Source organism: Kyrpidia tusciae DSM 2912, assembly GCF_000092905.1.
GTDB lineage: Bacteria > Bacillota > Bacilli > Kyrpidiales > Kyrpidiaceae > Kyrpidia > Kyrpidia tusciae.
In genome coordinates this window covers 2880368-2898550 of the sequence record NC_014098.1, presented here as the reverse complement: position 1 = coordinate 2898550, position 18183 = coordinate 2880368, and the positions used below count along the sequence as shown (strand labels likewise).

Below are 18183 nucleotides of genomic sequence, written 5' to 3'. Positions count from 1 at the left end.
GTCCCCCGGATCGCTCCCGTCACTCTTCTACCAAAGCCAGTCCCGGGCCCGGGGGCGCGAGCCAGTCCCACCAGCGGGCGGGTGGATCCGCCGGCCCCGGGTTTACCCGAGGGTGCGGGGGGCTTCTCCCGCCGCCCGGTGGGGATGAGGGGTGTGGTTGACGAGATAGATGCTCGCGGCGATCAGCAACAATCCTGCAAAAAGCCATCCACTGATCGTCTCATGCAGGAAGAGTGCGCTCAGCACCACGGAGATCACAGGTACCAGAAAGGTCAGCGCAGCCACGCGACTGACCTCGCCCATCTGGACAAGTCGGAACCAGATCAGCCAGGAAGAAGAGACGCCGAAAAACATGGCGAAGGCCACCGTCGCTAAGAATGGCCACGTCCACTGAATCTCGGACCAGCTTTCAAATAGGCTCCCGGCCCCCATCATCCCCGCGCCGCCGAGTAAACATTGGATAGCCACCAGCCACATCATATCCACCTGGGCCTGCACGCGCTTCAGGTACACGGTGCCCGCCGCCCAAGAAATGGCTGCCGCCAATCCCAGCAAGATCCCCAGGCCCGAGGCGGAGCCGGGCAGGCGGTCAAAGCTGCAGGCCGCGACCCCGAGCAAACCGAGTAATAAGCCCACCACTTTGGTGGGGGCGAGGGTCTCCCCCAGCCATTTCCAAGCCAACAGTCCCACGAACACCGGTTCGGAATAGACCAGGAGCGAAAACATCCCCGAGGGCAGGTACACCAGCCCCACCGTCTGGAGTCCGAAGAACAAAAAGACGTTCAACAAAGAAGAAATCGCGTAAATCCGCCAGTTCCTCCGCCATTGCAAAGCTTTCCATCGCGGCAGGGCAAGGGCGGCCATCAGGACGCCGCCGAGGAAAGTGCGAAGTCCGGCGTAAAGGAGCGGAGGTGTATAGTTTAATCCGAATTTGTACACCGGCCAGCAAATCCCCCAGGTCAGCACCAGGGCGGCGATGTAGCCGACCACCGGCCAGGCGAGCTTTCGAGTCACCTCCACCCCTCCCTTGTCTTGGTTTTGTACAATCCTCAGGGATCTATAACCATTTATACTCTATAACGATTTTAGCGAATCAGCGAACCCCGGACGATCCCCCGTCGGGGAGGCGCGGCGGATGGCCTTGAGCCACAAGGAGCGCATGGCGGGAAAAAGGCATCTCCCGGGCGTTAGCAGGCAATCCTGGCGCTTTTTCTCGGATAGCTGGGGTTTTTCGGGCTTAATGGTCGGCGGGGAGCGGCCGATCCATATAGTAAGGAAATCTTTCGGACGGGAACGACGAGAGGACCCGGGCGGGAGGGATCGACGATGAATGGTGGCATTGTGCCGCCTCTGCATACGGGAATGCCCGTGGGGCGGGAGTTGGTGGACGCGTCGGCGCAAGAACAGACGGCGCCGGTGGTTCGGGTGGAAGCGCCGACGCCGGTTTTGCCGACGAAGACGGGGAATGAAACGCAGGGGGACCCGAAGAAACCATCTCCGGAACAGGTGGAGCGCTCGGTGGCGCGCATGAATATGGCCGCCCAGATGGCCAGGACCCATTTGAAGTTTGAATTGCGACAAGACGAGCATCAGGTTGTCGTTCAGGTGATCCGTGACGATACCGGCGAGGTGATCCGCCAGATTCCACCCGGGGATCTCATTGCCATGGATGAACAGATGCGCTCGGTATTAGGCGTATTTTTCGATCAAACCATATAGGGGGTGCGGGAATGATTCTCGGGGCGACGGGGTCAACAGGATCCAGCAACAGTTTCAATGCCATCGACTACAGCCACATCGCCGGGCTCGCCTCCGGCATCGACACGGACAGCATGGTCAAAGCCATGATGCAGGCGGAGAGCATTCCCCTGAACCGCCTGCTTCAACAAAAGCAGATTTGGCAGTGGAAACAGGACGATTACCGGCAGGTCAACAGCGCACTCTTGGATTTTCGGACCAATGCGTTGTTCTCGATGAAGCTCCAATCGACGTTTCTGGCGAAAACGGCCGGGTCGACGAATTCGTCCGCTGTCTCTGCGTCAGCGTCTGCGACGGCGACCGCGGGTACGTACACGGTTTCCGTGAATCAATTGGCCACCGCCGCGTATGCGGTCAGCACATCTTCCGTTGTGGCAGCGGGTAAGACGTTTGATCCCAGCCAGCCATTGTTATCACAGTCAGGCAATCTAGCCAATCCAGTTGTGTATGACCAATTGGGGTTCCAAGAGACTGTGACGGTTGCGGATGCCGGTGGAGGGAATCTGTATGCTCAATTGACTCATGGAATTGTCAACCCGGACACATTCTCCGTGAATGTAAACGGAACCATTTATTCGAAGTCAAATGGGAACTTGGTGGTGAATGGAACTGCCGGTGCGGGACAGATCGCCTTGGACACGACCACAGGTAAGATCACTTTTGGGAGCAGCGTCACGGTTGCCGGAAACACAGTGACGGCGACATATGACTGGGGGTACAGTTTCAGTGTAAACGGATTCACCGCCAACCAAGGCGGTTCTTCGGCCGCGATTGATCCGGCGAAAATGTCTCTCAACGATATCATCGCGCTGGTGAATGGAAGTACGGCTTCGGGCGTGACCGTGTTTTATGACAGCGCATCCGGTAAAGTGTCGGTAACCACACAGACAACGGGCTCCAACGCGACGCTGAATCTGAGCGGACAGTTTCTTACATCCGTCCTGAAATTGCCGACTTCCGCCACGGGGCAGGACGCGTCGTTTACGATCAACGGGCTGACCACCACTAGTCATTCCAATTCCTATACGCTGAATGGCGTGACGTTCCAATTTGGTGCGACTGGGTCGGCGACGGTGACTGTCTCCACCGACGTCGACTCCATCGTCAAAGCCATTGAGGGGTTTGTGGATAAATACAACAGTCTGATGAAGACGATGAACGATCTGTACCACGAGAAACGGAACTACGACTATCCGCCTCTCACCGACGATCAGAAGGCCCAGATGACCCAGGATCAGATTACAAAGTGGGAGACAATGGCTAAAAGCGGCATGTTGTCCAGTGACCCCCTTTTGGGGAATGTTATCGACAGCCTGCGGGGAATTGCCGGGTCGGTTCTTCAGGGACAGGCGCCTTCCACGGTGAACGGGCAGACCGTGACCCTGAACAGCTTGGCGTCTATCGGCATCACCACGGGAGATTGGTGGGAGTACGGACAACTGCACGTGAACGAAGATCAACTCCGGGCGGCGGTGCAGGCGGATCCCCAGGCGGTGATGCGGCTGTTCACCAATCCGACCTCGAGCTTGACGGATACCAGCAGCCCGGGGGCCGGGATTGCCGCAAAACTCTATAATGCGGTCAATACCGCCATCGACCAGATCAGCCAAGAGGCGGGCAGCGCGTCGGACCTGGTGGACAACAGTTGGATCGGTCAACAGGTCCGGGAGATCGACACCCGGGCGGCGGAGATGCAGCAGCAATTGGACCAGAAACGTCAGTATTACTACCAACAGTTTACCGCCATGGAACAGGCCCTGTCCCAATTGAACAGCCAAGCGGGATTCTTTCAATCGATGATGGCGGGTCACTGATCCGATAACCTGTCATCGAACTGGCGGAATCGGATTAAGGGAATGAACGGGGGTGAACGGGATGACCGATATGGATCGGGCCTCTGTCGCCTATCGCAATACGGCGGTGCAGACGGCGGCGCCAGACCGGCTGTTGCTCATGTTATACGATGGATTGATCCAGTTTCTCGAAGCAGCCAAGCGGGCCCTTGTGGAGGGTCGCCGTGCGGACGCCCATGCGTTTCTCTTGCGGAGTCAGGATATCTTGCGGGAATTGACCGTAACGTTAAAGATGGATTACGAGATCTCCCATTCTCTGGCGGCTTTATACGATTACTATCACCGTCGTTTGGTGGAGGCGAACGTCACCAAGGATCCGGTGCCGGTGGAGGAAGTCTTGGAACAGGTTCGGGAGTTGCGCGAGGCGTGGGCGAACGCGGCTCTCGCGCTCCGACAAGCTTCCGTCCGCGCCGAGCAACTCGGTTCCATATGAGAGGAAGCGACCATGAGTTTAGACAAAGAGGGACTGTTAGCGGTTTTGCATACCCAACAAGGACTTTTGAAGCGGATGTCAGATCTTGGTGAGGACATTCTCCGGGCGGCCGGTGAAGAGGACGCCGTGCAGCGGGTGATGACCTTATCGGACACCCGGAAAGAGGTATTTGAACAGCTCCGGGAAGTCATGTCTCCCGAGGATCTCCGCTTGGCCGCACTGTTGGACCATCCGGATCCCGAGATCCGGGATGCCGCCGGTCAGGTCAAAGACCAGTTTGAAGCGGTGATGGAGCAGGACCGCCGCTTACAGCAAACTTTCGTCAATCTTCTCGGGAAGGTGGGTGACACGTTGCTCGGGCTGCAACAGTCACTCAAAGTTGAAAAGACCTATCGCCAGGGTGGGGGGACGCCGGACGGGGTTTTTTTTGACCGTCGAAGGTAATCGCTTCGGGCGGAGATGGCAAGGGCCGGGACCACCCCGGGATGTCGAGGGGCCGGCCGGGATCGCCGATTCAAAAGGGTTCCATGGAGTCAGGCTGCACTTGGGTGATAAAACCTTGGTGCAGCTCTTTTTTGTGGGGAATGTGGATGGTGTGGATAACAGTCCTCTTTTCCCCAAAGCAAGTGGTCCGGGTTGTGGATAAATCTGTGGACTCGTGGGTGTTGCCGGCCGGCTCACGGTTGGCGGTTGCGGGCGGGCGTGGTATGGTGATCGAGTAGGGAGAGGGGGTGGAGGATCATGGGCCACCTGGACGTAACTCCTGTCGGAGATTCGGCGGTGTTGATCCGGTTCGGGGACGCTGTCGAGGCGAGTACTCACGCCCGGATTATGGCTTTTGCGGATCATTTGGAGACCGTGCCGATTCCGGGCATGGTGGAATGCGTCCCCGCCTTTACCACGGTGACCGTCTTTTATGACCCCTGCCGGGCGTCTTATTCTGAAGTGAAGGCTGAATTGTTGCGGCGGCTGACCCTCGCTCCTGCTTTTTTGGACCGAGAAGTCCGGGTGGTGAAGATTCCCGTGTGTTATGGCGGGGAATTTGGCCCCGATCTCGAAGATGTGGCCGCCCATCACGATTTGACGGCGGAGGAAGTGGTCCGCATCCATACGGCCGGGGAGTATACCGTTTACGCCATCGGTTTTGCGCCGGGATTTCCCTATCTCGGTGGGATGTCCGAGAGAATCGCCACTCCCCGCCTGGCGACCCCCCGACTCGCCATCCCCGCGGGGTCGGTGGGGATCGCCGGGGGGCAGACCGGGGTGTATCCCATCGAAACGCCGGGAGGTTGGCGGTTGATCGGCCGGACCCCCCTTCGGTTGTTCAGGCCCGAGGACGATCCACCCAGCCTTTTGGCGGCGGGAGACCGGGTGAGATTTTACGCCATCGATCGCGACGAGTACGATCGCCTGGCCGCAGGGGATGACGGGGGATGATTCGGGTCGTGAAGCCCGGTCTGCTGACCACGGTCCAGGATTGTGGGAGAGTTGGCTATCAAAAATACGGGGTCATCGTCAGCGGGGCGATGGATGGTTTTGCCCTGCGGGTCGCCAATCTTCTGGTGGGGAACCCGGAGGGCGCCCCGGCCGTCGAGATGACTTTGGTGGGGCCGCGGATCTGTTTCGAAGAGCGATCCCTGATTGCCATAACCGGAGCGGGTCTTGTGCCCCGCATCGATGGCGCCCCGGTCCCTCTTTGGCGGCCCGTTCTGGTGCGCTCCGGCGCGGTGCTCGATTTTGATCCGGAGCCCTCGGGGTGCCGGATGTACCTGGGGGTGGCCGGGGGGATCGACGTTCCAAAAGTGATGGGCAGCGGGAGTACGTATTTGCGGGCGGGGATCGGTGGGTACAAAGGGCGGGCGCTTCAGTCGGGTGACGTTCTGCCCGTCGGGCGGCCCGGGGAATGGGCCCGGGCCCTCATGAACACCTGGGCATCGCAGCTCCAGGGGAGAAGCTTTGTCCCGGCACCCTGGGGTGTGGATCCGCGCCTTTTGCCGAAGTACGAACCGCATCCCCAGGTGAGGGCGATGACCGGGCCGCAGTTTGAAGCTTTTTCCGAAGAATCCCGGCGGAGGGTATTCGAAGCGGATTTTGTCGTCCTGCCCCAGTCCGATCGCATGGGCTATCGGTTAGATGGGCCAAAATTGGCGCTGGCCCGGCCCATGGAGATGATCTCCGAGGCGGTCACCACAGGCACCCTTCAGGTGCCTCCCGACGGGCGGCCGATCCTTCTGTTGGCGGACCATCAGACGATGGGCGGCTATCCGAAAATCGCCCAGGTGGCGACGGTGGATCTTCCCGTGGTGGCCCAGGTCCGCCCGGGCGGGCGGCTGCGTTTTACCCGGATTGAACTGGAGGAAGCCCAGAGGTTGCTGAGGAAGCGGGAAGCAGACATCGGCCGGTTACGGGCTTTTTTGCGCTACGCCCGGGTATGACCACCGGATTTTTGGCGGGTGGCGCGGTGGCACGGCGGCGCGCCCCGTCGCGACCAAAGGGGGTAATATGATGTACCGCATTGATCTGAACAGCGACATGGGGGAGAGCTTCGGCGTCTACACCCTCGGCCAGGATGGGCCCCTGCTCGATGTGGTCAGTTCCGCCAATATCGCCTGCGGGTTTCACGCCGGCGACCCGGCGGTCATGCGCAAGACTGTCCAACTGGCGGTGGAAAGAGGGGTGGCGGTGGGGGCCCATCCGGGCTTGCCGGACCGGCAGGGATTCGGACGCCGAAACATGGCGATCACTCCGGAAGAGGCCTACGATATGGTGGTCTACCAGGTAGGGGCGCTTTATGGTTTTGTCCGGGCCGCCGGAGGGCGGATGGAGCATGTGAAACCTCACGGAGCCCTGTACAACATGGCCGCGAAGGATCCCACCCTCGCCCTGGCCATCGCCCAGGCGGTTTACGCCGTTGACCCGTCTTTAGTTCTGTTTGGCTTGTCGGGCGGTGAATTGGTCAAGGCCGGCCGGCGGGTCGGGCTTCAGACCGCCAGTGAAGTGTTCGCCGACCGGACGTATCAGGGAGACGGGACGCTGACGCCCCGTCGACAGCCGGATGCCCTGATCCGGGACGCGGATCAAGCGGTCGCTCAGGTCATCCGCATGGTAAAGGAAGGCAAAGTCAGGTCCCAACAGGGTACGGACGTAGAGATCCGGGCGGATACCGTTTGTATCCACGGGGACGGCCCCAATGCTGTGGAATTCGCCCGGCGCATCCGCCAAGCTTTAGCGGCGGCGGGAATTGCGGTAAAAGCCGTGGGGCGGGTCTAGCGGGTGGAGGGACAATGTTGCCGGAAGGCGCGGCGGCAAACCGGCGGTACCCATAAAATTTCATTTGCATGGCGGATGTCCTTTCTTGTAACATGTTAACGTTGACGAATATACCGAGATCCGGTAGAGTCATATTGACAGAGAAGTGCGGCATTGGCGTTTTGCTGCAGATCGGGTGGACAAGCCCTTCGCAGGCGAGATTCAAGAGCCGCCGAACACACAAAGGGGGATCTACAGGTGAGAGATTGGGTCCGCAAAGGCTGGGCCGGGGTCGCCGCTTTGGCACTGGGGATAGCCCTGGCGGGGTGCGGCGCGTCCTCCAGCGCACCTTCCGGGGCGTCATCGACGGGCGGGGGAACCAACAATAGCAGTCAAGTTTACGTGGTGGGCACCGATGCGGCTTATGCGCCCTTTGAGTCGGTGAATCCCCAGACCAATCAGATCGAAGGATTCGACATCGACTTACTGAATGCGGTGGCGAAGGCGGCGGGGTTTCAGGTGAAGTTTGAAAACACCCCGTGGAAGGGCATTTTTCAGGCTCTGTCCATTGGCCAGCGGGATATTTTGATTTCCGCCATTACGATCACCGATGAGCGCAAACAGTCTATGGACTTTTCCAATCCATATTTTCAAGCGCAGCAGATGATCGTGGTGCCGCCGGGTTCGCCGATAAGGACCCTTCAAGATCTGAAGGGCAAGAAAGTGGGGGTCCAGACCGGGACCACCGGGGATGAGATTGTCACAGATTTTCTGGGCAAAACAGACCCGAATATCAAGCGTTATGACACGACGCCCCTCGCCTTGGAGGATCTGAAAAACAAAGGGGTCGATGCCGTGGTGGCCGATAACGGGGTGGTGCTCGACTATATCCGTCAGAATTCCTCCAAGGGATTCGAGCATTACACCGATCCCAAGTTTCCCAAGGAATACTACGGCATCGCCGTCAAGAAAGGGAACACGGCACTGTTAGAGAAGATCAATGACGGCCTCGCCAAGGTAAAGAGCGACGGCACCTATGACACCATTTACAAAAAATATTTCGGATCGGCTCCCCCGGCGGAATAAAGCGCGGCTCGGGTTCAAGGGGGCCGGCGGTGGGCATGGAACCTCGGTGCGGTTCCGTGCCCATTTCGTGTGTGTGGGTATCGCGCCAGGAAAGGCGGGCCGGAGGACCGGCTGTGATCGCGCAAACGAGGAGGGAACCCGGTGGGGTTTCATTTTCGCTGGGAAGTCATTCGGGACTATTGGCCTCTCATTCTCCAAGGAACTCTGGTGACCATCGAGGTCACGGTGATCGCCGTCCTGGCCGGCACGTTGCTCGGTCTGATTCTCGGCTTGATGCGGCTGGGGCGGGGCTGGTGGTGGCGGTGGCCCGCCTTGGCTTATATTACATTTTTCCGGGGCACGCCCCTTTTTGTGCAAATCCTTCTGCTGCATTTTGCCGTGATCCCGCTGTTTAACGGCGGGCGGGCTCTGGACGCGCAGATCTCGGGCACCATCGCGCTGTTGCTCAACTCCGCCGCGTATGTGGCGGAGATTTTTCGGGCGGGGATCCAGTCCATCGACCGGGGCCAGATGGAGGCGGCTCGGTCCCTGGGGCTGCGGGCGGGCCAGGCGATGCTGTACGTGATTCTGCCCCAAGCGTTTCGCCGCATGCTGCCGCCTCTCGGGAATGAAGCCATCGCTCTTCTCAAGGATTCATCCCTTCTGGCGGTGATCGCCGGGGGCGAGATCGCCACCCAGATGAACCTGATGTTCGGGCGGATCCTGTCGCCTTGGGAACCCTTTTTGACCCTGGCCTTTGTGTATCTGGTCCTGACCTTGGTTCTGCAGCAGGTGGTGGCTTATCTGGAGAGGAGGTACGGGCAGGCGTGATCCACGTCCGGGATCTGCACAAGCGCTTCGGGGATCTCGAAGTGCTCAAAGGGGTCAACTGCGATGTCCGGGAGCAGGAGGTGGTCTGCGTCATCGGCCCCTCCGGTTCCGGGAAAAGCACATTTTTGCGCTGTTTAAATGGCCTGGAGACGGTGACCTCCGGGGAAGTGGTGATCGACGGCATCCGGGTGTCCGATCCGAAGTGTGACATCAATGCCGTGCGCCGGGAAGTGGGGATGGTGTTTCAGCGGTTCAACCTTTTCCCGCATATGACGGCTCTGCAAAATATCATCCTCGCCCCGATGAAGGTGAGAAAGGTCCCCCGGGAGGAGGCCATGGGTCAAGCCCGGGCCCTGCTGGCGAAAGTTGGGTTGTCAGACAAGGCGGACGCCTACCCGGAACAGTTATCCGGTGGGCAACAGCAGCGGGTGGCCATCGCCCGGGCTCTGGCGATGAAGCCGAAGGTGATGCTGTTCGACGAGCCGACGTCCGCGTTGGACCCGGAAATGGTGGGCGAGGTGCTCGCCGTGATGAAAGACCTGGCCAAAGAGGGCATGACGATGATCGTGGTCACTCACGAAATGGGTTTTGCCCGGGAGGTGAGCGACCGGGTGTTGTTTATGGACGAGGGGATCATCATGGAGGAAGGGGATCCCGCCCAGTTGTTCGGGGCCCCTCGGTCCGAGAGAACCCGGGCATTTCTCAGCAAGGTGCTTTGAGGCTTGGTGCCCCGGCCGCGGTTTCGCCCTTGGGGTCAAGCGGATGTGCCTGCCGGCCCCTTGGCGGTATTGATTGGATGTGTTTGGCGTACACTACGGGTAGCGCCACCGCCGTTCCCGGACGCTTGGGGGCGGCCGCGCAATTACCCGAGGGGAAGGAAGGAATCCATGCAAGGACGAGTCAAATGGTTCAACCCGGACAAGGGGTACGGGTTTATCTCCCGAGAGGACGGGGAAGACGTGTTCGTTCATTATTCGGCCATTCAATCCCAGGGATTCCGCACGCTGTCCGAGGGACAATTGGTGGAATTCGACATCGTTCAGGGGGCTCGGGGTCCTCAGGCGGCCAACGTGGTGCCGATGGGGCTGTGAGCCCGGGGGGTTCGTTGTTTCTCTGATCCATCCGCGACGCGAGGAATGGGAGCCGGTGTCCGCCTGTGGCCCGGCCCTTTTCTTTTGTCACGAAAAATCCCCATAGTTCCCCCGGGGATTCGGCAGGAATTTACGCAGACTTAGGGAATATTTCATACAGAGACCAAAGGGAGGGGTGTCCCCATGAGAATCCACGTGCGCGGAGATAATTTGGCTGTGACAGAAGCTCTTCGCGAGTACGCGGTACGCAAGGTGGGGCGCTTAGAGAAGTACTTCGACGCGCCGGCCGACCAGGATGTGTACGTCACCTTATCGGTGAAGCGGGGCCTTCACAAGGTGGAGGTGACGATGACCCTGGGAGGCATCGTGTTCCGTGCCGAAGAAGAGTCTGGGGATATGTACGGTTCCTTGGATCTCGTTGTCGACAAACTGGTCTCACAGGCGGAACGCCATAAATCTAAGATCAATAAACGGTTCCGGCAGGCGGGGATCCGGACGCTGACGGCGGAGGTGGAGCCGGCCAAGGAGGGCCAGCGGGAGATTGCCGGGGAAGTGGTCCGGGTGAAGCGGTTCCCGGTCAAGCCCATGCCGGTGGAAGAAGCCATTCTGCAGATGGATCTGTTGGGGCACGACTTTTTCGTCTTCGCCAATGCGGACACGGACGAAGTGAATGTGGTCTACCGGCGCAAAGACGGAAACTACGGGTTGATTGAGCCGGCGTTTTGAGTTCGGGGTTGCGACCTTGAACGGGGACTGAGCGGGGTCCGGCGATGGCTGGAGCCCGCTTTTCTCGTGCCGCTACTTTTGCTTCTTCCTAGATTCTGGATGTGCTCTCGGACTGGCTTCCGCTGACAAAAGGTGCTACAATAACTGTCTGAGATGATGTCGGCCGACAAGGGCCGGCCGCCGATGCGGACCCCGGCGGCGGGGCGCTCGGCGGGCGGAGGATGAGAGGAGAAAGGAGTGGTCCGGTTTGCTGGGACTCCTCAAGAGGATTGTCGGCGGTTCGAATGAGCGAGAAGTGAAACGGCTGCAGCCGATTGTGGAGCAGATTAACGCCCTTGAGCCCGAGGTTCAAGGGCTTTCGGATGAACAGCTGCAGGCCAAGACGACGGAGTTTAAGCAGCGGCACGCGAACGGCGAAGACCTGGATGACCTGTTGCCCGAGGCTTTTGCGGTGGTGCGGGAGGCTGCCCGCCGGACGTTGGGCATGAGACATTTTGACGTTCAGCTCCTGGGGGGGATCGTCCTTCACCAGGGCCGGGTCGCAGAGATGAAAACCGGTGAAGGGAAAACCTTGGTGGCGACCCTCCCTTCGTATTTGAACGCTCTGGCTGGACAAGGGGTTCACGTGGTGACGGTGAACGATTATCTCGCCCGGCGCGACTCGGAATGGATGGGTCAGATTCATCGCTTTCTCGGTCTGACGGTGGGCCTGAATATCCCGGGCATGACCCATGGGCAGAAGCAGGAAGCGTACCGGGCGGACATCACCTACGGAACCAACAATGAGTTCGGCTTCGATTACCTCCGGGACAACATGGTGCTCCAAAAAGAGCAGATGGTTCAGCGGCCCCTTCATTACGCCATCGTCGACGAGGTGGACAGCATCCTCATCGACGAGGCCCGCACGCCGCTGATCATCTCCGGACCGGCGGAAAAATCCACCGATCTGTACGTGCGGGCGAATTTGCTCGTGGCGAACATGAAACCCGGAGAGGACTACACGGTGGACGAAAAGGCCAAGTCCGTCACGTTGACCGAGCAAGGGGTTCAGAAGGCCGAGCGGTTTTTCAATATCCAAAATCTCTATGACCACGCCAACGTCCTGATTCATCACCATATCACCCAGGCTTTGAAAGCGCACGGTTTGTTCAAATTGGACCGGGACTACGTGGTTCAAAATGGCGAAGTCATCATCGTGGACGAGTTTACGGGCCGCCTGATGTACGGCCGCCGGTACTCCGAAGGATTGCACCAGGCAATCGAGGCCAAAGAAGGGGTGCGGATTCAGAACGAGAGCAAAACCCTGGCGACAATCACGCTTCAGAACTACTTCCGGATGTACAAGAAGCTGGCCGGCATGACGGGTACCGCGAAGACCGAGGAAGAAGAGTTGCGCAGCATCTACGGAATGGACGTCGTGGTCATCCCGACGAACAAACCGATGATCCGCACGGACCTGCCGGATGTCGTGTACAAGACCGAAGAGGCCAAGTTCCGGGCGGTGGTGGAGGAGATCGTCCGGCGCCACGCCACTGGACAGCCGGTGCTGGTGGGGACGACCTCCATCGAGAAATCCGAGCGGCTGTCGGAGATGCTGAAAAAACGCGGAATCCGGCACCAAGTCCTCAACGCCAAGCACCACGAACGTGAGGCGGAGATCGTGGCCAAAGCCGGTCACCGGGGGGCGGTGACCATCGCGACCAACATGGCCGGCCGGGGCACGGACATCATTTTGGAAGACGGGGTGGCGGAACTCGGCGGTCTGCATATCATTGGTACCGAGCGGCATGAAAGCCGGCGGATCGACAACCAGCTCCGAGGCCGGGCGGGCCGCCAGGGGGATCCGGGGTCATCCCAGTTTTATCTGTCGCTGGAAGACGATTTGATGCGCCTGTTCGGATCGGAGAACACCATGGCGGTCATGGACCGACTGGGGCTGGAGGAAGATCAGCCGATCGAAAGCCGGCTGGTCACCCGGGCCATTGAAAGCGCTCAGAAAAAGGTCGAGGGCAACAATTTCGATCTGCGGAAGCACGTGCTGAAGTACGACGACGTGATGAACCAGCAGCGGGAGATCATGTACAAGCAGCGCCGGGAGATCCTCGAACGGGATAACCTGCGGGAAATCGTCGTCGGCATGGTGGAAGATCTGATCGACTGGATGCTCGATACTTACGCCCCCCAGGACGCGATCCCCGAGGAGTGGGATCTCAAAGGGCTGCTGGAATACGCCGAGCGGACCTTCCTGCTGCCCGGGGCTATAGAGCTCGAAGGGCTAGCCGATAAAGACCGGGATGAGCTGCACGACCTGCTGATGGAAGCGGTCAATCGGCAGTACGACATGCGGGAACAGCAGCTTGGCCCGATGATGCGGGATTTTGAAAAGGTCGTCCTGCTGCGGGCGGTGGACAGCAAATGGATGGATCACATCGATGCCATGGACCATCTGCGCCAGGGCATTCACCTGCGGGCGTACGGCCAGCGGGATCCGTTGGTGGAATATAAGTTCGAGGGCTTCCAGATGTTTGAGGAGATGATCCACAGCATCCGGGAAGAAGTGGCCACCTTCATTTTCAAAGCGTACATCGCCGTGGCGCAGCCCGAAGTCGTCCAGCAGCAAGTGGTGGTGCAGGGCGAAGCGGTGGGTCCCAGTGAGCCGACGGGCACGGCACAACAGGTGAATCCCGGAGAGCCGGCGCCCGGCGAGGGAAAAGCGAAAAAGCCGGTGGTCAGCAAGGACCAGGTGGGCCGCAATGATCTCTGCCCCTGCGGCAGCGGGAAAAAGTATAAAAAATGTCATGGTGCGTGAGGTGTTGAGGATGGCGCAAACCTTTGGTGAACTCCGTCAGGCGCTCCACGATCTGGTGGAACGGCTCGACGAAATCGGGAGGTCTCTTTGACCTCGCCGGGAAAAAGAAACAGATCGCCGGTATGGAACAGCGCATGGCGGCGGCCGATTTTTGGGACGACCAGGAAGGCGCCCAAAAGGTGATCGCCGAGGTCAACCGCTTGAAAGATGTGGTGGAGCGGGTGGAGGGCCTGCGCAGTCGGGTGGAGGATCTGGAGGTTTTGTGGGAACTCGGTCACGAGGAAGGGGACGAGACCGTTCTCGGGGAGATCGAGGCGGGGATTACCCAGGTGCATTCCCAACTGGGTCAATTCGAACTGGAGCTGATGCTGAGCGGCCCCTATGACCGCAACAACGCCATTGTGGAACTCCACCCCGGAGCCGGGGGGACCGAGTCCCAGGACTGGACGGCCATGCTCCTGCGGATGTACACCCGTTGGGCGGAATCCCGGGGTTACAAAGTGGAGACGTTGGACTATCTGCCGGGCGAGGAGGCCGGGGTGAAAAGCGTGACTCTGTTGATCAAAGGTCACAACGCCTACGGGTACCTCAAGGCCGAACGGGGTGTGCACCGGTTGGTGCGAATTTCCCCCTTCGACGCCTCGGGGCGCCGCCACACCAGCTTTGCCTCGGTGGACGTCCTGCCGGAACTCGATGAATCTGTCGATGTGGATATCCGCCCGGAAGATCTGAAAATCGACACGTACCGGTCCAGCGGTGCCGGTGGGCAGCACGTGAACACCACCGATTCGGCGGTGCGCATCACCCATATCCCCACGGGCATCGTCGTGACCTGCCAGTCCGAGCGGTCCCAGATCAAGAACCGCGCCACGGCGATGAAGATCCTGGCCGCCCGGCTGTACGAACGACGCCGCCGGGAGCAGGAGGAGCAGATCGCTGCCCTCCGGGGCGAGCAAAAAGAGATCGCCTGGGGGAGCCAGATTCGTTCCTACGTGTTTCATCCCTATTCCATGGTGAAAGACCACCGAACCGGGGTGGAGACGGGGAATGTCCAGGCCGTGATGGACGGGGATATCGACGCCTTTATCGACGCCTGGCTGCGCCAGCGGGCGGCGGCCCAGTTGGACCGGGATGCAGAGGCGAAACCGGCTGCCCAGTGAGGGGCCGGTTTCCCGCTTGCCCGGTGGCGGATTCCTCTGTTATGATATCAATAGGCGCGAGGGTCGGGGGCCCATAGCTCAGTTGGTCAGAGCCGCCGGCTCATAACCGGATGGTCCCAGGTTCGAGTCCTGGTGGGCCCACCATGAAAGCAACACAAGGCGCTGACGCGCCTTTTTCTCTGACGGGGAATTGCACAATCGTGAAAATCGCCTGAAGGGGTTAAATCCGGGTGGATTTCCGGCGAGGCTTGTCATCCGAAGATCCAGGTGGTGGATCATGTTCGGGGGAAGAACGCTCATCGCGCAGCCATCGTTCCATTTCTTGAAGGGATACGTGGGCTTCTTGCAGGCGCTTGGCGAGGTACAGATAAGGGGTGGCGTCCTCTCGACTGACAAACTCCCTGATCTCCGGCGGAAGGTGTTCCAGTGGGTCGGATTCCTCCTTCCCGGCGTCTTCCAGAAAGGTGGCCAGGGGCACTTCCAGGGCCCGGGCCAGCCGTACCGCCACCTGAAAGGAAGGCTTCATTCGGGTTCCGCGTTCCAAGGAGGAGATATGGCTGATTGACAAGCCCGAGCGGGCCGAGAGCTGCTCCAACGTCCAGCCCCGCTCCGTCCGGAGTTGCTTTAGTTTTACGCCAAAGGCGTTGCTCATCGGAAATCATCCTTCATGGTGAATCTTTTCCATTTCAGTATAACGTTTCTCTACACTTGTGTAAACTCAAGCCCGCATTCTCGGGCGGGCCTTCTTTTTTCCCCGGATTTCTTCAATCGTGAAAATCTCAGATCGCGATGGAGGGGTGCGCGATGGCGGAAAAACCGACGATGGGTGAACGCCTGAAGGAACTGCGCCGGGAGCGGGGAATGACTGTGCGGGAACTGGCGGAAAAAGCCGGAGTTTCTCAAAGCTATATTTATGCGGTGGAGGCGGGAACCCGGGGCAGTCGCGTGGGGAAACTGATCAAGATTGCCCGGGCGCTGGAGGTGGACTTGGCCGCTTTGGTCGAGGATGAGCCGTAAACGACCGGTTGGTTGTCCCTGCCCTTCGCCGGCGATATACTGGGATTGCTGGCGAAAGGAGAGGTGACAGATGGAGGACGTGAGGTACGAGGTCAACCAAGGGGTGGCGGTCATTACGTTGAACCGGCCGGAGGTGCTCAACGCCCTGACGGACCAGGTGCTCGCTTCGTTGAGGGAGGCCCTCATCCGGGCCGAACAGGACGAGGGAGTTCGGTCGGTGCTTCTCACTGGGGCCGGCAAGGGGTTCTGTGCCGGGCTGGACCTGAAGTCGGTGGATCCGGGCATGCTCGGTCGGATCGACATGCATGTTCGGCGGGATTTTAACCCTTTGATCTTGAAAATGCAACAACTGCCAAAGCCGATCCTGGCCGCGGTGGGGGGTGTGGCGGCGGGGGCGGGCCTCAGTTTGGCCTTGGCCGCAGATCTGAGGATCGCTTCGGAAGATGCCCGGTTTGTCTCGGCCTTTATTCGAATCGGATTGGTGCCGGACTCCGGGGCGTCATATTTTTTGCCAAGATTGATCGGGGTGTCCCGGGCGATGGAATTGGCGCTGACGGGGGAATCCCTGGATGCCGAGAAGGCGCTTCAGGCGGGGTTGGTCAATCGAGTGGTACCCCGGGAGCAACTCGAAGAAGCGTCGTTGGCCTGGGCTCAGCAACTGGCGGAAGGTCCGGCCTACGCCATGGCCCTGACCAAGCGGATGATTTATGAAGGCGCCGCCGGAAGTTTGGCCGAGGCTCTGGACCGGGAGGCGACGTACCAAGGCTGGGCGGCCGGAAGCGCGGATTTTACCGAAGGGATGCAGGCGTTTTTGGAAAAGCGGAAAGCCCGGTTTCAGGGGCGCTGATCCCGGGGTCGATTTTCTCGATTACTTTGGCGCAGTGATGCGTTACAATAGAGGTAAAGATGCAGCGGAAGCTCGAAGGTCGGGATGCACTCGGGGATGACCGAATGGGGGAGGATGCGGCGGATGCAGCTCGATCGATTCCGGGACCGGACGGTGGACCAATTGTTCGAGGCCATTCTGCAGTTGCGATCGCTAGATGAATGCTATCGTTTCTTCGATGATCTCTGTACCGTGGGGGAAGTGCAGGCGATGGCCCAACGCCTGGAGGTGGCGAGAATGCTTCGGGAGGGTTTGACGTACAGCCGCATTGAAGCGCTCACCGGAGCCAGCACCGCCACCATCAGCCGGGTGAAACGATGCCTGAATAATGGGACGGATGGATACGAATTGGCTTTGAGCCGCCTCGGCCGATAACCGGGCGCGGGTGCACGGCGCCCCCGGAGATTCCCCCGAGTGCCGCAACCTGTTAAGGGCTCCAGGTATGGACGCTCCTTTCTGGCCGCAGAATAGGCTTGAAAGGAGGGAAGCCCAATGGCGTACGCCATTTTCTGGACTTTGGTCGTCATTGCCGTAGCCATCGCCCTGGGGTATTTTTTTGTCAATCCCCGGGAGGAAAATCGCGGGCGGTCAGAGGCGCGGTGGAAAGATCGCTCGGCGTTGGACACGGAGTTCAGCCAGTGGCTGGGTCTCGATGACGAGGATCGTCGGGAGAATTCAGATCGCTCAATCGCCGATTCAGGGCGGTTTTCCGGGGATGCTCAGGCGCGGAACGACTCGGTTTTTCGGGGAACCTCCACTTCGGGTCGCTCTCCGGCGGCGGTGAGGGAGTTTCAAGCGAAAGGCGAACCCCGGGTTGGGAGCAAGCCCGCCCAGGTGGTCGACCTCAAGGAGAGAGAGGTTTCCCCTGCACCCGGCCCGGCGGGGATTCACCAGACGACCCCGGGTGAGACGGACGGGACGCGAGCAACTGCCGCGAATCGCGCTTTGGGCGCGGCGGAGATGAAAGCGGACGCCCGAGAGACGGCCTGGACCGAAGGGGAAACGCGCAAAGCGGCCGATCGAGCCGCGGCTTCTACCGATCAAAACGCGGCCAGGGCCGCGGCGAAAGCGGCCCTGAGGGAGAGCGCGGCGCTGCTGGCCATGGATGACGCGGCGAAGGATTCTTGGACTGCCGCTGATGCCAGTCGGGGGAAAGAAGTTGGAAAACCCACCGAGAAGGCTGCGCAGGACGCTGAAGAGACGGAAGAGACGAAGGTCGAGTCGTAGGATAACTGCGTGAAGAAATCGACTCAGAGTAGCGGCGGTGCCCGCCTGGTGACAGGCGGGCATTTTCACGCAAGGCGG

At 59.9% G+C, this 18183-nt stretch carries 20 protein-coding genes and 1 tRNA gene; 19 read left to right on the top strand and 2 right to left on the bottom strand.

The genetic code is table 11. The features are described from left to right. Positions 1 to 102: 102 nt before the first annotated feature. Positions 103 to 1014 (bottom strand): DMT family transporter, encoded by a 912-nt coding sequence (locus BTUS_RS14150; RefSeq protein ID WP_013076751.1) that lies wholly within the window; start codon positions 1012 to 1014, stop codon positions 103 to 105. Positions 1015 to 1326: 312 nt separating this feature from the next. On the opposite strand from BTUS_RS14150, the gene BTUS_RS17065 reads away from it, so the two are divergent. The 15 genes from BTUS_RS17065 (at position 1327) to BTUS_RS14070 (ending at position 15119) form a co-directional block, all read left to right on the top strand. After that, positions 1327 to 1719, top strand: a complete 393-nt coding sequence (locus tag BTUS_RS17065; RefSeq protein WP_013076750.1) for a flagellar protein FlaG — start codon at positions 1327 to 1329, stop codon at positions 1717 to 1719. Between the two features lie 11 nt (positions 1720 to 1730). Continuing rightward, positions 1731 to 3572: a flagellar filament capping protein FliD gene (gene fliD, locus BTUS_RS17060; protein ID WP_013076749.1), complete on the top strand. Its 1842-nt coding sequence runs from the start codon at positions 1731 to 1733 to the stop codon at positions 3570 to 3572. Positions 3573 to 3633: 61 nt separating this feature from the next. Then, the gene (fliS, locus tag BTUS_RS14135) at positions 3634 to 4044 is read left to right on the top strand and encodes a flagellar export chaperone FliS (protein ID WP_013076748.1); all 411 of its coding nucleotides are present in this window, start codon (positions 3634 to 3636) and stop codon (positions 4042 to 4044) included. Positions 4045 to 4056: 12 nt separating this feature from the next. Then, a complete protein-coding gene (locus BTUS_RS14130; protein ID WP_013076747.1) occupies positions 4057 to 4488 on the top strand; it encodes a hypothetical protein in 432 nt (143 codons plus the stop codon). Between the two features lie 297 nt (positions 4489 to 4785). After that, the gene (gene pxpB, locus BTUS_RS14120) at positions 4786 to 5481 is read left to right on the top strand and encodes a 5-oxoprolinase subunit PxpB (protein WP_013076746.1); all 696 of its coding nucleotides are present in this window, start codon (positions 4786 to 4788) and stop codon (positions 5479 to 5481) included. Beyond that, positions 5478 to 6479 (top strand): 5-oxoprolinase subunit C family protein, encoded by a 1002-nt coding sequence (locus BTUS_RS14115; protein WP_013076745.1) that lies wholly within the window; start codon positions 5478 to 5480, stop codon positions 6477 to 6479. The genes pxpB and BTUS_RS14115 overlap by 4 nt, the downstream gene beginning before the upstream one ends. A 70-nt stretch (positions 6480 to 6549) precedes the next feature. Beyond that, entirely contained in the window at positions 6550 to 7314 is a 765-nt protein-coding gene (locus tag BTUS_RS14110) for a LamB/YcsF family protein (protein ID WP_013076744.1), read from the top strand. Between the two features lie 237 nt (positions 7315 to 7551). Then, positions 7552 to 8379 (top strand): basic amino acid ABC transporter substrate-binding protein, encoded by an 828-nt coding sequence (locus tag BTUS_RS14105; RefSeq protein WP_013076743.1) that lies wholly within the window; start codon positions 7552 to 7554, stop codon positions 8377 to 8379. A gap of 141 nt (positions 8380 to 8520) precedes the next feature. Next, entirely contained in the window at positions 8521 to 9189 is a 669-nt protein-coding gene (locus tag BTUS_RS14100) for an amino acid ABC transporter permease (RefSeq protein WP_013076742.1), read from the top strand. Then, positions 9186 to 9908, top strand: a complete 723-nt coding sequence (locus BTUS_RS14095; protein ID WP_013076741.1) for an amino acid ABC transporter ATP-binding protein — start codon at positions 9186 to 9188, stop codon at positions 9906 to 9908. The genes BTUS_RS14100 and BTUS_RS14095 overlap by 4 nt, the downstream gene beginning before the upstream one ends. A 168-nt stretch (positions 9909 to 10076) precedes the next feature. Next, positions 10077 to 10280: a cold shock domain-containing protein gene (locus BTUS_RS14090; RefSeq protein ID WP_013076740.1), complete on the top strand. Its 204-nt coding sequence runs from the start codon at positions 10077 to 10079 to the stop codon at positions 10278 to 10280. A gap of 183 nt (positions 10281 to 10463) precedes the next feature. Beyond that, positions 10464 to 11006 (top strand): ribosome hibernation-promoting factor, HPF/YfiA family, encoded by a 543-nt coding sequence (gene hpf / locus BTUS_RS14085; RefSeq protein ID WP_013076739.1) that lies wholly within the window; start codon positions 10464 to 10466, stop codon positions 11004 to 11006. Between the two features lie 247 nt (positions 11007 to 11253). Further along, a complete protein-coding gene (gene secA / locus BTUS_RS14080) occupies positions 11254 to 13815 on the top strand; it encodes a preprotein translocase subunit SecA (RefSeq protein WP_013076738.1) in 2562 nt (853 codons plus the stop codon). A gap of 10 nt (positions 13816 to 13825) precedes the next feature. After that, positions 13826 to 14975, top strand: a protein-coding gene (prfB, locus tag BTUS_RS14075) for a peptide chain release factor 2 (RefSeq protein WP_013076737.1) whose coding sequence is annotated in 2 segments (ribosomal slippage) — positions 13826 to 13903 and positions 13905 to 14975 — 1149 coding nt in all. Because the reading frame shifts where the segments join, the coding sequence is not laid out codon by codon here. A 67-nt stretch (positions 14976 to 15042) separates the two neighbouring features. Beyond that, positions 15043 to 15119 (top strand) — tRNA-Ile (locus BTUS_RS14070). A gap of 76 nt (positions 15120 to 15195) precedes the next feature. Here BTUS_RS14070 and BTUS_RS14065 read toward each other — a convergent pair. Further along, entirely contained in the window at positions 15196 to 15627 is a 432-nt protein-coding gene (locus BTUS_RS14065; protein ID WP_013076736.1) for a helix-turn-helix domain-containing protein, read from the bottom strand. 152 nt (positions 15628 to 15779) lie between these two features. Between BTUS_RS14065 and BTUS_RS14060 the strand changes: the two genes are divergently transcribed. The 4 genes from BTUS_RS14060 (at position 15780) to BTUS_RS14045 (ending at position 18105) form a co-directional block, all read left to right on the top strand. Then, positions 15780 to 15992, top strand: coding sequence for a helix-turn-helix domain-containing protein (locus BTUS_RS14060; protein ID WP_013076735.1), 213 nt, complete (start codon positions 15780 to 15782; stop codon positions 15990 to 15992). Positions 15993 to 16062: 70 nt separating this feature from the next. Further along, entirely contained in the window at positions 16063 to 16839 is a 777-nt protein-coding gene (locus tag BTUS_RS14055) for an enoyl-CoA hydratase/isomerase family protein (RefSeq protein ID WP_013076734.1), read from the top strand. A 123-nt stretch (positions 16840 to 16962) separates the two neighbouring features. Next, positions 16963 to 17253 (top strand): YerC/YecD family TrpR-related protein, encoded by a 291-nt coding sequence (locus BTUS_RS14050; protein WP_013076733.1) that lies wholly within the window; start codon positions 16963 to 16965, stop codon positions 17251 to 17253. 117 nt (positions 17254 to 17370) lie between these two features. Further along, positions 17371 to 18105, top strand: a complete 735-nt coding sequence (locus tag BTUS_RS14045) for a hypothetical protein (protein WP_013076732.1) — start codon at positions 17371 to 17373, stop codon at positions 18103 to 18105. The last annotated feature ends 78 nt before the right edge of the window (positions 18106 to 18183 follow it).

What these genes read in the sequence shown, in the direction of transcription:
- BTUS_RS17065 (WP_013076750.1), top strand. Translation starts at nt 1,327, where the DNA reads ATGAATGGTGGCATTGTGCCGCCTCTGCATACGGGAATGCCCGTGGGG.
- fliD (WP_013076749.1), top strand. Translation starts at nt 1,731, where the DNA reads ATGATTCTCGGGGCGACGGGGTCAACAGGATCCAGCAACAGTTTCAAT.
- fliS (WP_013076748.1), top strand. Translation starts at nt 3,634, where the DNA reads ATGACCGATATGGATCGGGCCTCTGTCGCCTATCGCAATACGGCGGTG.
- BTUS_RS14130 (WP_013076747.1), top strand. Translation starts at nt 4,057, where the DNA reads ATGAGTTTAGACAAAGAGGGACTGTTAGCGGTTTTGCATACCCAACAA.
- pxpB (WP_013076746.1), top strand. Translation starts at nt 4,786, where the DNA reads ATGGGCCACCTGGACGTAACTCCTGTCGGAGATTCGGCGGTGTTGATC.
- BTUS_RS14115 (WP_013076745.1), top strand. Translation starts at nt 5,478, where the DNA reads ATGATTCGGGTCGTGAAGCCCGGTCTGCTGACCACGGTCCAGGATTGT.
- BTUS_RS14110 (WP_013076744.1), top strand. Translation starts at nt 6,550, where the DNA reads ATGTACCGCATTGATCTGAACAGCGACATGGGGGAGAGCTTCGGCGTC.
- BTUS_RS14090 (WP_013076740.1), top strand. Translation starts at nt 10,077, where the DNA reads ATGCAAGGACGAGTCAAATGGTTCAACCCGGACAAGGGGTACGGGTTT.
- hpf (WP_013076739.1), top strand. Translation starts at nt 10,464, where the DNA reads ATGAGAATCCACGTGCGCGGAGATAATTTGGCTGTGACAGAAGCTCTT.
- BTUS_RS14065 (WP_013076736.1), bottom strand. Translation starts at nt 15,627, where the DNA reads ATGAGCAACGCCTTTGGCGTAAAACTAAAGCAACTCCGGACGGAGCGG.
- BTUS_RS14060 (WP_013076735.1), top strand. Translation starts at nt 15,780, where the DNA reads ATGGCGGAAAAACCGACGATGGGTGAACGCCTGAAGGAACTGCGCCGG.
- BTUS_RS14055 (WP_013076734.1), top strand. Translation starts at nt 16,063, where the DNA reads ATGGAGGACGTGAGGTACGAGGTCAACCAAGGGGTGGCGGTCATTACG.
- BTUS_RS14050 (WP_013076733.1), top strand. Translation starts at nt 16,963, where the DNA reads ATGCAGCTCGATCGATTCCGGGACCGGACGGTGGACCAATTGTTCGAG.
- BTUS_RS14045 (WP_013076732.1), top strand. Translation starts at nt 17,371, where the DNA reads ATGGCGTACGCCATTTTCTGGACTTTGGTCGTCATTGCCGTAGCCATC.